The sequence below is a fragment of the Pontibacter anaerobius genome, assembly GCF_026241195.1.
Taxonomy (GTDB): domain Bacteria; phylum Bacteroidota; class Bacteroidia; order Cytophagales; family Hymenobacteraceae; genus Pontibacter; species Pontibacter anaerobius.
In genome coordinates this window covers 504,991-517,868 of record NZ_JAPFQO010000002.1, presented here as the reverse complement: position 1 = coordinate 517,868, position 12,878 = coordinate 504,991, and the positions used below count along the sequence as shown (strand labels likewise).

Here is a 12,878-nt window from a genome sequence, read left to right as displayed (position 1 = left end):
ATTCTGAAGGGTAATAATCCTGTTAAATATGGGGTGGATTTTTCTTTGCAAAAACGGCAAACAAATTCGTGAAACACAGGTTACTTTTGTGCCCGTACACGTATAAAAAGCAGCTGCAGAAGATTTGCTAAAGGAGCCCTCCATAGCTATACTTTTATCCCTGCTTTTCCCGTTTGCAGCACATACACTCCATACTTTTAATTTACCAATCTTGGCCGCCTACAACGTCATATCCACATTTCTGAAAAAAAGGCTGGTGCAGCCGGTATCTAACCTGCTGCGGCAGGGGATGACACCACGCAGCCTTTCGGCAACGGTGGCGGTTGGCAGCGTGATCGGGGTGGTGCCTGCGTTCGGTATTACAACTTTGCTCTCTACTGCCGTGGCCGCACGCTTCAGGCTCAACATTGCAGCCACTGTGCTGGTAAGTTACCTGGTGCAGCCGTTGCAGTTGCTGTTAGCTATACCTTTTATTCGCCTGGGAATTTCTGTTTTCGGATTGGGAGAACTACGATTGTCGCTAAGCGAGATGCAGGCCATGTTCAGGGCAGACTGGCTGGATGCCATCAGTAAGCTTTGGATGGCCAATCTGGCGGGAATTGCGGCCTGGGCGCTGTTAGCCATACCAACAGGCGCTGCTTTATACTTTATACTTATCCCGTTGTTCCATCGGGTGCTGCCAAAGCCCAAACTGGCAGTAGTGGAAGAGGATACCAGTGCTGTAGATGTAGAAGTAATACAGACTTTATGATTTTATACTTTGAAGCTGTTTAGAGTTTTGGTTAAAAAAATTTAACCCGCCATTGTTGGTGTTTTTCACCAACAATTTAAAGGCACTGGCTATTATGCTTGCTGGTGATAACACGCAGCAAGGGCAGGCAGTATGGATTTTAATAAGCTCTAAACAGGCTCTTTGCCTGAAACAAAACAGCCAGCCTAAATAAATGGGCTGGCTGTTTTAGTATTTATACTCTAAACCTGCTTAGGTTGTCTCCAGAATCTGGAACAACTCATCAAGCTTTGGTGTCAGGATGATCTCTGTACGGCGGTTTTTCTGACGGGCTTCCTTGGTTTTAGCTTCGTCCAGAGGCACATACTTTGAGCGTCCAGAAGGTGTTACTCTGGTTGGATCTACACCTGCGTTTGCCAGGATGCGGGTAATTTCCGTGGCGCGAAGCACGCTCAGGTCCCAGTTATCCTGCATACCTACGGTGCCTTTTGCAATCGGCACATCATCCGTGTGGCCTTCCACCAGCACGTTCACGTCTTTTTGCTCCTGCAGTACCGAGGCCAGCTTGCGCAGGGCATCCACGCCTTTCGGGTCAACTTTGGTAGAGCCGGAGTTAAACAGAAGTTGCTCTGCCAGCGATACGTATACTTTGCCGTTGCGCACGTCTATGGTCAGGTCCTTATCGTTAAAGCCTAACAGGGCCTTGCTCACGCGGTTGCGCAGGTTGGCCACGGCGGCGTCCTTCTCATCCAGAATGCGCTGCAACTCGGCCAGTCGCGCCTCACGCGCTTTCAGGTCGGCGTTCAGGCGCTCTATCTGCGACTTGCTCATGTTCAGGTTCTCGCCCAGGGTTTTGCCTTCTTTCAGGGCTTTGGCCAGACTCTCCTCATACTCGCGCTTCTGCTGCTCTAACTGTGCACGCTCTTCCTCGAGGCTGGCTTTGGCCGCCTCCAGATCAGCTTTCTGCTGCTCCAGGGTCGATTTGTCCTGCTCCAGTCCGGCCTTGTCCATCTCCAGCGCATTTTTGCGGGCCATCAGGTCGTCATACTTCTTTTTTGATACCACGCACGAGGAAAGTGACATGCTACCAGCCAACAAAACTATGGAGGCTTTGAATAGATGTTTTCTCATAAGCTTTAGCTAATAGTTTGTAATAAGGGTATTAGCAAATATAGTAAAAAACAGTTAATTGTGGTTGCAACTTTGTTACTGCCTGTGTTTTTTGATTTATACTTAGGGGATGGGCTTGAGCACGCGGTGGCGTAGTCTGCTAAGAAGAGACGGGCGGTTTCATACGTTTGTCTGCCTCAAGTTCTGTGGCTTCCGCAAAGGCTTTCCACCTCGTTCATCACGCTGCCGACATGTCCTTCTTTCACGCCGGCCTTGTGTATTAGCACCGACTCGTTATGCAGCAGCTCTTTGCATAGTACGATCTTGAGGTCCAGCAACCGCTGTTTCTGGGCGTGGGAGAGGGTGGTGAGGCAGGTGAGGGGGTAGAGCGCAAAAGAGTTGACCATGTCTTTTATACCTGCCTTAGCCGGATAGTCCCAGCCCATCAGGTGCAGGTTCATGCAGGAGGCAAAACGGATGGCATCTTCGGTGAAGCGTGTATTGGTTACCACCCAACCCTGATGAAAGCGGATTTCATACTCCTGCTCTGAAGGCCATACTTTCTCCACGTCTTTAAACCTGGAGTGGATGTACATCGGGATCTTGACATTAGACTTATTGCTGCTCAGGTTATGGTACTTGCATTCGATCATGTAATGCTTTCCGTCTTTGGAGGCGATCACATCAATCTCATGCCGCACACAGTGCCCATCCACGAAAACCCCGATCTGGGTGCTATAACCCTGCATCTCTAATATTTCGGCCACAAACTTCTCGAACGGGAAACCTGATGGGCCAAGCTGCATAATTCCCTTTTTCAGGCTATAGCGAGCCGCCGTGGGTTTCGAAAGCTTTTTAAGGATGGCGTAGGCGTGCTTGTAGATCTTCTTGGTTGGGATGCCTTCATAAAGCACTGGCTCCAGCTCGTGCAGTACTTCTTGTACTAAAGCATCATCGGCTCCGGATTTCTTCAGGGACAGTTTTAGTTTCCCGACCGAAAAAAGCACTTTCTCTCCAGAGGCTTTCGTCACGACAAGTTGATCCATTTTATGGGGTTTTAGGTGTATTTATACTTGCGCAGGTCATACTTTAGGCCTGATTGTTTATCGAACCTGTGCCTGGCCTAATTTACTCCTCCTCCTTGTTCTTTAACTTCATGAGCAAGGTATAGGCTCCATGGGTTACGTACAGTTGGTTCTCAGGCTGGAGGGCATCAGACGGGATTAGGGAAGTATAGCCGTGTTCCGTATTGCCCGTCCGGGCTTCAATCATCTCAAAAATGCTGCTGTCCCTTACGGCGAATACATATTGCTTGCTGCCATAGCGTACAATGGCATCTTCGGGCAAAGTATAAGCTTGCTGGCTTTTAACTTCGATCTCAGCATTCATGAACATGCCGGGCACCAATTGTGGGGCACTCTTCTTCAGGTGGCAGTGCACTTCCACGGCCCTGTTGTCGTTCACATCTTTGCCAATGTAAACTATTTCTGCTTCATACTTATCCTCTGGCTGGTTGGCGCGGTAAGTAACCACATGTTGACCGATATCCAGCTTGTCTAGGTCTTTCTCAAACACGGTCAGCATCAGGTGCAGGTCGCGCGGGTCCACCAACTCAAACAGCACATCAGTCGGCACCACATACTTGCCCGTATTTACATTCACCTTCGTTACGTAGCCATCGATGGGCGAATAAAGGCGCATGGTGCGGGAGAGAGTGCTTTCGGTGAGACGGTTCGGATTTACACCTACCATGCGCAGTTTCTCGGCCAGCGCCTTCAGCAACACCTGTTGGCTTTTATACTCCGCCTGCGTCTGCTGGAAAACTTTGTCGCTGCTGGCTTTGCTCTGGTTCAGGTCGCGCTGGCGGTTGTACTCCTGCTCCAGGTAGGCAAGCCGTGCTTTGGCAGTCAGGTAATCCTGCTGCAGCTGTATGTAACTTTGGTCTTCCAGCTCGGCCATCAGCTGCCCTTTTTTCAGGTGCATGCCGGCCAGCAGGTTCGTCTTTTTCAGGTATCCTCCCAAGGGCACACTTACCGAAACCATACTTTGCGGGGGCGCTTCCATGACGCCATTCACCTGTATGACCGAAGAGATGGTCAAACGCTCTGGTTTAGCGGTTTTTATATTGGCATTCTGCAGTTGCGCCGGCGTAAGCTGCACCAGGTTGGTGTCCTGCGGCTTTTCTACGGCCTTTGTCCCGGCTGGCTGATCCGGGCTGCAGCCTGTCATCAAAACGGCGGCGATGTATATAGGAATGAGCTTTTTCATGCGCTTAATTTCTTCCGGTAAGTGCTTTGATCTCCAGTATACTTTGGTTGTAATTTCTTACAGCATCGAGGTAGCTGGTTTGCAGCGTGATGGCCTGGTTGGTGAGCAACACCCACTCCAGGTAATCAATCTCGCCGCCACGAAATTGCTCGTCGGCTGTTCTGATGATGGACCCTGCATTCGGCAGGGCCGTCTGCTCGTAGTAGGTGAGTGTTTCGCTGGCCAGTTGGTACTGCTCCAGGGCTTTGCGCAGTTGTGTTTCCAGGGTGAGTTTTCCGGCTTTGTAGCTGTTTTGCGCTACCTGCTCCTGTACCCTGGCCGCCTGTATCCGCGATTTCTGAGCCCCAAAGAAAATTGGAATGCCAACACCTAGTTCTACTGAGGAAAAGCGGTCCGAGGAAGTATAGGTGCGCTCTACGCCATCTATAGTCTGAGTGCCTTTAATACTAAGGTTGTTGTAACTCATGTGCAGGTCGGGGAGAAGCTGTGCCTGCTCTGCTTTCGTCTTCGCCTGGTTCACTTCCTGCTGTTGCTGCAGTACTTTTAAGTATGGGTGGGCAGCCATTGCGGCAGAATCCTGTGTAACGGTCAGGTCCATTTTCAGCGCACGATCAGCAGGTACATATAAGGTGTCGGTATGGAGCAGCAGCTGGAACTGTTGCTGAAGTTCAGCGATATCCCGCTGTACCTGCTTCAGTTGCTGGCTTACCTGCCCGCGCTGCGTTTGGGCAGTGTTTTTTTCCAGGATGTTGCTTGCTCCTTTTTCAAAACGAAGCTCCGCGTTGCGCAGGAACGTGGCGTACAAACTATCCGTTCGGAGCAGCTGGTTTTGCTTTTCCCTGGCGTACAGCATCTCATAGTATAGGGACATTACCTGCCACTGCAGTTCGTACGCCGACAATTCAGACTGTAGCACACCCTGTCGCCACTCGTTTCTCAGCACTTTCTTTTGCTGCGCATAAACCGTCGGGAATTTTATACTTTGCGTTACGCTGAAGCGGGTGTCTTTGTAGGCGCTGTTAAACTTTCCGTACTCGCCGGTAATTGTGGTTTGCGGTATGTCCCAGGCAGTGCCCTGGAGTTTCTCTAAAGCTTTTGCCTGCAGGCGCTCGTTCTGTAGCGGCAGGTTCTGCTGCTGTGCCTTTGCTATAGCCTTTTCCAGCGTGATAGGTATTTGCGCCGCTGCCAGGTTCGGGAGCAACAGCAGCAAGGCGATGCTTACCATAGTGGCAACCGCTTTGCTCGATTTGTCTTTGTGATGCGCGCCTTTTTCAAACAGGATGTATAAGGATGGCAGCACGAACAGCGTGAGCAACGTTGCCACTACCAATCCGCCAATTACCACTGTAGCCAGTGGGCGTTGTACTTCGGCACCGGCACCCATACTTAAAGCCATCGGTAAAAAGCCCAGGCTCGCCACACTTGCCGTCATCAGCACCGGCCGCAAACGCGTTTTTGTCCCTTCCAGCACAATTTCCCGAAGGGTTAAACCTCCGGCTAACCGCAACCGGTTAAATTCTGCGATCATCACGATACCGTTTAGCACGGCCACACCAAACAGCGCTATAAAGCCAACGCCGGCAGAAATACTAAACGGCATGTCGCGGAACCAAAGGGCTAAGATGCCGCCGATTGCCGATAAAGGAATGGCCGAGTAAATGAGCAGCCCGTAGCGCACCGACCGAAAGGCAAAGTATAATAGCAGGAAAATAAGCGCTAAAGAGATAGGCACTGCCACAGACAAGCGCTTGCGTGCCGCCTCCAGGTTCTCAAAATCACCTCCATACGCGATATAGTAACCCGGTGGCAATGTAAGCTGTTGTGTTACTTTCTGCTGCAGTTCATCCACGATGCTCTGCACGTCACGGCCACGCACGTTAAAGCCCACTATAATCCGGCGCTTGGCATCCTCGCGCTGTATCTGGTAAGGGCCTTCTTCCAGGTTTACATCGGCCAGCAAGTATAAAGGAACCTGTCCTGCCGGGGTTGGCACGAGTAGGTTCTGTACATTGTCCAGGTTCTGGCGCAGCTCCCCCTGCAGGCGCACCACCAGGTCAAAGCGGCGCTCGCCTTCAAAGATCAGTCCGCTGCTTACGCCTGCAAAAGCAGCATTCACGGTTCGGTTGATGTCGGCAATGTTGGAGCCATGCTGCGCGATGGCGGCATGGTTATACTTGATCACGATCTGCGGCATGCCCGTAACCTGTTCCACATACAGGTCAGTGGCACCTTCCACGGTGGTGGCTATCTGGCCCAGTTGCTGCGCATAGTGCGCCAGCGTGTCCAGGTCCTCGCCAAAGATCTTGCATACTACATCCTGACGCGCACCGGTCATGAGTTCGTTGAAACGCATCTGCACCGGGTACTGAAAGCCGGCTGTGATGCCCGGCACATCCTGTAGGGCATTGCCCATTTTCTCGGCCAGCTCATCAAAGGTGGCGGCTGATGTCCACTCAGCTTTTGGCTTCAGAATCACCATCATGTCACTGGCCTCTATCGGCATGGGGTCGGTTGGGATCTCCCCGGAGCCGATCTTTGTCACCACTTTCTGCACTTCCGGGAAGCGGTCTAAAAGTATACTTGCTGCTTGTTGCGTGGAGCGGATGGTGGTGTTTAAGTTACTGCCCGTGAGCACGCGGGTATCCACCGCAAAATCACCTTCCTCCAGCGCAGGTATAAACTCACCACCTAATGACAGTAGTACCAGCAGAGCGCCCGCAAATAGCAGCACAGCGGCAGTAATCACCGTCTTCGGGTAATCGATCACGCGGCGCAGTCGGTTTTGATAGAAGTTCTCGATCTTAGCCATCATGCGGTCTGAGAAAGTGGGCTTGTGGCGTATCTTCTTGCTTAGGAACAGCGCACTCATCATGGGCACATAGGTCAGCGAAAGGATGGCGGCGCCGATCAGGGCAAAGGAAACCGTCTGCGCCATAGGCCGGAACATCTTGCCTTCAATGCCCTGTAGGGTAAGTATGGGCAAGTACACGATCAGGATGATGATCTGCCCGAAAATGGCACTGTTCATCATGCGGCTGGCTGATTCTTTCACCGTTTCGTCCATCTGGCCCTGCTCCAGGCGGTGAGTGGTGGCAAAGCGCTTGTTCACGTGGAAAGTATGGAGCACCGCCTCTACAATGATTACGGCACCATCTACAATCAACCCAAAATCCAGGGCGCCCAGGCTCATCAGGTTACCGCTTACGCCAAAGGTGTTCATCATGGATACGGCAAACAGCATGGCCAGCGGAATAACAGAGGCCACTATTAAACCAGCGCGCAGATTCCCGAGGAACAGCACCAGCACGAATACCACAATGAGCGCACCTTCTGCCAGGTTTTTCTCGACAGTATTGATGGCGTTGTTTACCATCTTGGTGCGGTCCAGGAAGGGCTCGATTACCACGCCTTCCGGCAGAGATTCCTGTACCTGGGCGATGCGGGACTTTACTTCTTTGATGACCTCGTTGCTGTTAGCGCCTTTCAGCATCATGACCACGGCGCCGGCTACTTCACCTTCATCGTTATAAGTCATGGCTCCGAAGCGCGTGGCATGACCAAACGTTACGTCGGCCACATCGCGCAGGTAGAGGGGCGTACCATTTTCGGTGCTCTCGATGGCAATGCTTTCGATTTCGGGTATACTTCCCAGCAGGCCTTCGCTGCGGATAAAAAGGACGGCATCGCCTTTATGGATGTAGGAGCCGCCCGTGTTTTGGTTGTTGTTCTCCAGCGCAGTAAAAACATCGGAAATGGTGAGGCCGTAGGACTTAAGCCGGCTTGGGTCAACAGCTATTTCATACTGCTTGAGGTATCCGCCGAAGCTGCTGACATCGGCCACGCCCGGCACGCCCAGCAACTGCCGCCGCACAATCCAGTCCTGAATGGTGCGAAGCTCCATGGCGTCGTACTGGTCTTCATAGCCCTTTTCTGGTCGCACTACATACTGGTAAATCTCTCCCAGACCTGTGGTAACCGGGCCCATTTCTGGGGTGCCCACACCTTCCGGAATCTCTGAGGCTACGGTTTGAAGGCGTTCCGCCACTTGCTGCCGCGCCCAGTAAACATCCACGCCTTCCTGAAACACAATGGTAACAAGCGAAAGCCCAAAGCGCGAGAAGCTACGAATCTCTTTAATGCCAGGAATATTGCTGTTGGCCTGCTCCACCGGAAAGGTTACCAGGCGCTCAATGTCAGGCGCACCCAACGAGGGAGCCACCGTGATTACCTGCACCTGGTTGTCCGTGATATCCGGCACCGCATCAATCGGGAGTTTGGTCAGGTTGTAGATACCCATCACGACCAGACCAATAACGAATAGCCCGATAATGAGTTTGTTGTGTATGGAAAAGGAAATGATTTTATTAAGCATATTCCTTCAGTTAACTTTCCTCCCGTTCAGCCTCACCTGTAGTCGCGCGCCTGTTACAGGCTCACATGTGCCTTGTAAAAAGGGTGCTCCATACTTGATGCTCACCGATTAAGACTCTCAAGAATAAACTAGTACAATCTTGTTGTTTTAATTATGATTGTAGATAATTGTTTAAAATTATAAGAATTTTTGGTGTGTTTTATGACTTTTGTCACTGATGGGATTTATTTTTTGCTCGTTCGCCTAATTTGGGTTGTCTAGGCTTGCGGCCTCCCAGCCGATCATAGCCATTTTGCGCTCGCTGCCCCAGCGGTACTCGCCGATACCGCCCACACTTCTTATAACGCGGTGGCAGGGTATAAGGAAAGCGATAGGGTTGCTGCCAATGGCTGTTCCCACGGCTCTGCTGGCAGTGGGCATATCTATCTGTTTGGCAAGGGTGGAGTAGGAGCTAAGGTGAGCTTCGGGAATGCGTAGTAGGGCTTCCCATACTTTTAGCTGGAACGGGGTGCCGCTGAGGTGGAGGTTGATGTGCCCCATTTCTGAACTGAGCGTGTTTTCGAAAAATGCGCTTACCTGCTGATGCATTCTGTCCTGCTGCTGCACGAGTTGCGCCTTTGGCCAGGCTTGCTGTAACTCCATCAATGCCTGCTCCCGGTCCTGGTAAAAGTGCAGGTGGCAAATGCCCTTTTCCGTAGAGGCAACCAGGTAGGTGCCGAACTGACAAGCGCCGAAGCTATACTTTAGCAGCAGCTCTTCGCCCTTGCTTTTATACTGCCCCGGCGTCATGCCCTCTATTTTCACAAACAGATCGTGCAAACGGCTGCTGCCGGAGAGTCCTGTGCTGTGGGAGGCATCCAGCAACGAAGCGCTTTGTGCCAGCACTGCCTTGGCATGCTGCAGCGAGAGGTATTGCAGAAACTTCTTTGGGCTAACGCCTGCCCATTCCGTAAAAACCCGCTGCAGGTGGTGCGGGCTCAGGTGTACGTGTGCGGCAACTGCATCCAGTGCGGGCTGCTGTGCCGTGTTTTGCCGGATATAGGCCAGTGCTTTGGCTACTGTTTCGTAATGTTTCATGGAGGCAATTACCTAAAACAGCTTTATACTATCAACCCGATTCTTGCGGATTTTATACTTAGGCTGAATGAAAAATCCCCTGCCGTTGGGCAAGGGATTCTGTATTAGTTCGATGCGCTATCCTGGTTGGTGGCGTTGAAGAAGCCCTGCGGGTCGGGCATCTTGTCTACCAGCTCCATGATATAGCTGTAGTCGATTTGGGTCATGTTAAGGTTGCGGCTCTTGTGCAGGTAGTCCCAGGCTTCGCTATACTTTTTTTCGTGGAACTTTACCACCGACAGGTTGTACAGGGCAAATGCATTGGTCGGGTCAGATGCCGTAGCGGTGCTTAAATATGAAGCTGCTTTCTTCAGGTTCTTTTTCTTCTTTTTTTCTTTATACACCGCGAGGTAAGAAGAGGCGGCATCTGACAGCAACAGGGAGTTTTTAGGAGCCAGTGCCAACGCCTTTTCATACATCTCTATGGCATGCTCTTGGTCGCCCCGGGCGGATGTTACGAGTCCGAAAGCCCAGTATGTGTCCTTGTTATCCGGGTTCAGCAACCAGGCGAGGTTAAAGCGGTACACGGCCGTATCAGCCTGCCCCTCATTCAGGTACTCCCAGCCGCGCTCCATAAAGAACTTGCTGGCTTCCTGGCGGTCTGTAAAGTTCTTGTCGCAGCTGGTCAGGAATTTCTCGTCCTGCTTTTGCTCAGCCTCTGTTTTCTGCTTACCGCCAAACATAGGCAGTACTTTCGGGCTTAATTCTGCCGTCTGCTCCTGCGCAAGGCTTAAGGTAGTGGCGCAGAGAAAGGCCGCAGCGGCTAGTAGTAATCTTTTCATAAGGGAGATAAGGCTATGTCTGATCTGAAATATAGCTGGCGTTCAGATTTCAGGTGCCAGCACATAAAAGTAGTACAGTAGCTTTATACTTGCAAATTATTGCACCTCCTGCCGGGTGTATACGCCCTGCGGGTCTCGTTCATGCTGTAGCAAGGCGGCTATAAACGTTTTGTCTTCTTTTCCTCTATCCTGGCGGATGCTCTGGTGCAGGTAATCCCAGGCCTGCCCGAACTCCAACAGGTAATAGCTGTTAACGGCCAGTTTATAGAAAGTGTCGGCAGCGTTGTCGGAGTTTAATTTCAGTGCCCGCTCTAGCAGTTTCTTGCTTTGGTGCAGGTCGTTGGGGTTGCTTTGCTGATAGTAGCGTGCCAGGTGGGTGGTGGCCACATCGGTGAGCAGGCGCGTGTTTTCCTTGTCTTTGTCCAGGGCGCGGTAAAGTATATAGAGGGCCTTGTCATACTGCGCTTTATGTCCGTACACCAGTCCGTAACCCCAGTAAATTTCATTGTTGCTGCGGTCCATCAGCCAGGCACGGTTAAAGTATACCATGGCAGAGTCCGGCTTTCTTTCATTAAATGTGCGTTTGGCTTGCTGCACATAGTAGGCGCTGGCTAGCTTGCGGCTCTTAAACCTGCTCACATTCTGCTCCAGGAACTTGTTTTGCTCGGCAACAGCCTCTGGTGTAGCGGGTGCCATCGGGGGGATAACCTCCTGCATTGTAAGTTTTACCCGCTGTGGCTGCTGATTCTCGGTTAAGGCATTTTGCATGTTGCAGCCACTCATACTTATTGCTATCATTCCTGCCGCTGCTATCCACTGTCGCATTTTATACTTTTACTGGTTTTGCATTCTAACGCTTTGACGCTGGGCTTTAGTACAAATCTTAGCCAGTCAAATCGTGCTTTGTCTGTTTACAAACTATTTAGCGACAAATGGCGTTATTATATCGACAACTTTCGTATATTTGAAAGTATAAAGACTATCACCATGGGACAAGCATTAAGTATAGACAGCAGCCTGAGCTACAGGCTGATAGACGATAAAGACGTATTCATGCTGATTAGCACCGTGCGCGAAGGTATAAAGTATACCCTGTTCCAGAGCATCGCCGACAAAATTCCGTTCAGCGTGAGTGAGTGGTCTAATTTCCTGCACCTGTCGGAGCGTACCTTTCAACGTTACAAAAAAGAGAAGCGCACTTTCGATCCGCTGCACTCCGAGAAGATCCTGGAGATTACGCTGATGTATAACAAGGGCTCTGAGGTTTTTGGCGATAAGGCCAATTTTAACGCCTGGCTGGAAGCCAAAAACGTAGCTTTAGGCGGCCTGAAGCCAAAAGAGCTGCTGGACAGTACTTTTGGCATCGGGCTACTGCGTGATGAACTGACACGCATTGAGCACGGCGTGCTGGCATGATCGTGTACCGCCTCAGCAGGGGGCCTTACCGAAACGACCTTTCGGGCCGTGGCGCTGAGATAGCCGGCGGCCGCTGGAACAGCAAAGGCACGGCCATACTTTACACAAGTGAATCCATTGCGCTTTGCACCGTAGAAATAGCTGTGCACATGCCGCTGGGTATTGTACCGAAGGATTATTACCTCATCCGCATTGAGATTCCGGACAAGGCAAGTATAAAAGAACTGGCCGAGGCTGACCTGCCAGAAGACTGGAAGTCCTTTCCGCATGCCAACAGTACGCAGGAGATCGGCGACATGTTTGTACAAGAGGCAGAGCACCTGGTTTTCAAGGTGCCTTCTGCTACAGTGCAAGGTAACTACAACTACCTCGTTAACCCCCGCCACCCCGAGTTTAGTAAAGTGAAGGTGGTGGACACCTCACTTTTTGAGTTCGACAAGCGGCTTTTTGTGAAGGAATAGGCGAGTGGCTGGTGCAAATCTTCCGCAAATAAGTGCCGCCGCCGAGGGGCAGGAAGGAGGCTTGCAGTGGCGTGTATCAGCCAACCCAGCCCCTCCTTGTCTACGGCGGGGAATTTGTGACTACTAATGTTAAAGTATAAGTTTCATAGTTGGGAATGGATGTCAAAAGCTAAAGTATGAACCTACCCCTAGCCGCTCCGAGGAGGGGAACTATCCTTGTTGCATAGCGAAGGCCGTGGCTATTGAAAACTGATCCCAGTCTTTCCGTTGAGCGCCTTGTGAGATCCAGTGCCGCCTTAGCGGCAGCGCCCTGGCGCAGGAGGGAACACAGCGCGATGCGGGAAGACGAGCCCTCCCGGGCTGGAGGGAACCAAAGCCAGAAATGCAACAAGCCACTTGTAAGACTGCGGATGAACAGTAGCAGAATAGGATAGCTTGTGTCCAGTTGAAGAAAGCCGAGGCTATGAAAGTACAAATATGCGGACTAGGAAGTCCGCGGCAGAGAGGTTCCGGACAGGGATGTCCGGAACAGCGGTAGAATAAATTGCAAAGTATAAAGTATAGCCAAAGTATAAAATATGGCTCTCCGAGCCAGTTGCGTTACAAACGCAATAAGATAAAAG

Annotated in this window: 10 protein-coding genes; 3 read left to right on the top strand and 7 right to left on the bottom strand. The window is 51.3% G+C overall.

Annotated elements, in window-relative coordinates:
* The first annotated feature begins 211 nt into the window (after positions 1 to 211).
* On the top strand, positions 212 to 751 hold the full coding sequence (locus OO017_RS05560) for a DUF2062 domain-containing protein (protein ID WP_266051461.1): 540 nt from the start codon (positions 212 to 214) through the stop codon (positions 749 to 751).
* Positions 752 to 982: 231 nt separating this feature from the next.
* Here OO017_RS05560 and OO017_RS05555 read toward each other — a convergent pair whose 3' ends face one another.
* From OO017_RS05555 to OO017_RS05525, 7 genes are all read right to left on the bottom strand, one after another.
* On the bottom strand, positions 983 to 1,861 hold the full coding sequence (locus OO017_RS05555) for an OmpA/MotB family protein (RefSeq protein WP_266051460.1): 879 nt from the start codon (positions 1,859 to 1,861) through the stop codon (positions 983 to 985).
* A 176-nt stretch (positions 1,862 to 2,037) separates the two neighbouring features.
* The gene (locus tag OO017_RS05550; protein ID WP_266051459.1) at positions 2,038 to 2,886 is read right to left on the bottom strand and encodes a restriction endonuclease; all 849 of its coding nucleotides are present in this window, start codon (positions 2,884 to 2,886) and stop codon (positions 2,038 to 2,040) included.
* An 82-nt stretch (positions 2,887 to 2,968) separates the two neighbouring features.
* Positions 2,969 to 4,108, bottom strand: coding sequence for an efflux RND transporter periplasmic adaptor subunit (locus OO017_RS05545; protein ID WP_266051458.1), 1,140 nt, complete (start codon positions 4,106 to 4,108; stop codon positions 2,969 to 2,971).
* Between the two features lie 4 nt (positions 4,109 to 4,112).
* On the bottom strand, positions 4,113 to 8,480 hold the full coding sequence (locus tag OO017_RS05540) for a CusA/CzcA family heavy metal efflux RND transporter (protein WP_266051457.1): 4,368 nt from the start codon (positions 8,478 to 8,480) through the stop codon (positions 4,113 to 4,115).
* A gap of 243 nt (positions 8,481 to 8,723) precedes the next feature.
* Positions 8,724 to 9,557, bottom strand: coding sequence for a bifunctional transcriptional activator/DNA repair enzyme AdaA (locus OO017_RS05535; protein WP_266051456.1), 834 nt, complete (start codon positions 9,555 to 9,557; stop codon positions 8,724 to 8,726).
* A gap of 104 nt (positions 9,558 to 9,661) precedes the next feature.
* Positions 9,662 to 10,378 (bottom strand): tetratricopeptide repeat protein, encoded by a 717-nt coding sequence (locus OO017_RS05530; protein WP_266051455.1) that lies wholly within the window; start codon positions 10,376 to 10,378, stop codon positions 9,662 to 9,664.
* 96 nt (positions 10,379 to 10,474) lie between these two features.
* Positions 10,475 to 11,203 (bottom strand): tetratricopeptide repeat protein, encoded by a 729-nt coding sequence (locus tag OO017_RS05525; RefSeq protein ID WP_266051454.1) that lies wholly within the window; start codon positions 11,201 to 11,203, stop codon positions 10,475 to 10,477.
* Between the two features lie 162 nt (positions 11,204 to 11,365).
* Between OO017_RS05525 and OO017_RS05520 the strand changes: the two genes are divergently transcribed.
* The gene (locus OO017_RS05520; RefSeq protein ID WP_266051453.1) at positions 11,366 to 11,794 is read left to right on the top strand and encodes an Xre family toxin-antitoxin system antitoxin; all 429 of its coding nucleotides are present in this window, start codon (positions 11,366 to 11,368) and stop codon (positions 11,792 to 11,794) included.
* A complete protein-coding gene (locus OO017_RS05515; protein ID WP_266051452.1) occupies positions 11,791 to 12,255 on the top strand; it encodes an RES family NAD+ phosphorylase in 465 nt (154 codons plus the stop codon). Before OO017_RS05520 ends, OO017_RS05515 begins: the two co-directional genes overlap by 4 nt.
* Positions 12,256 to 12,878: the final 623 nt, after the last annotated feature.

Excerpts from the sequence above, each read along its gene's own strand:
- OO017_RS05540 (WP_266051457.1), bottom strand. The coding sequence starts at position 8,480 with ATGCTTAATAAAATCATTTCCTTTTCCATACACAACAAACTCATTATC.
- OO017_RS05535 (WP_266051456.1), bottom strand. The coding sequence starts at position 9,557 with ATGAAACATTACGAAACAGTAGCCAAAGCACTGGCCTATATCCGGCAA.
- OO017_RS05525 (WP_266051454.1), bottom strand. The coding sequence starts at position 11,203 with ATGCGACAGTGGATAGCAGCGGCAGGAATGATAGCAATAAGTATGAGT.
- OO017_RS05520 (WP_266051453.1), top strand. The coding sequence starts at position 11,366 with ATGGGACAAGCATTAAGTATAGACAGCAGCCTGAGCTACAGGCTGATA.
- OO017_RS05545 (WP_266051458.1), bottom strand. The coding sequence starts at position 4,108 with ATGAAAAAGCTCATTCCTATATACATCGCCGCCGTTTTGATGACAGGC.
- OO017_RS05555 (WP_266051460.1), bottom strand. The coding sequence starts at position 1,861 with ATGAGAAAACATCTATTCAAAGCCTCCATAGTTTTGTTGGCTGGTAGC.
- OO017_RS05550 (WP_266051459.1), bottom strand. The coding sequence starts at position 2,886 with ATGGATCAACTTGTCGTGACGAAAGCCTCTGGAGAGAAAGTGCTTTTT.
- OO017_RS05515 (WP_266051452.1), top strand. The coding sequence starts at position 11,791 with ATGATCGTGTACCGCCTCAGCAGGGGGCCTTACCGAAACGACCTTTCG.
- OO017_RS05530 (WP_266051455.1), bottom strand. The coding sequence starts at position 10,378 with ATGAAAAGATTACTACTAGCCGCTGCGGCCTTTCTCTGCGCCACTACC.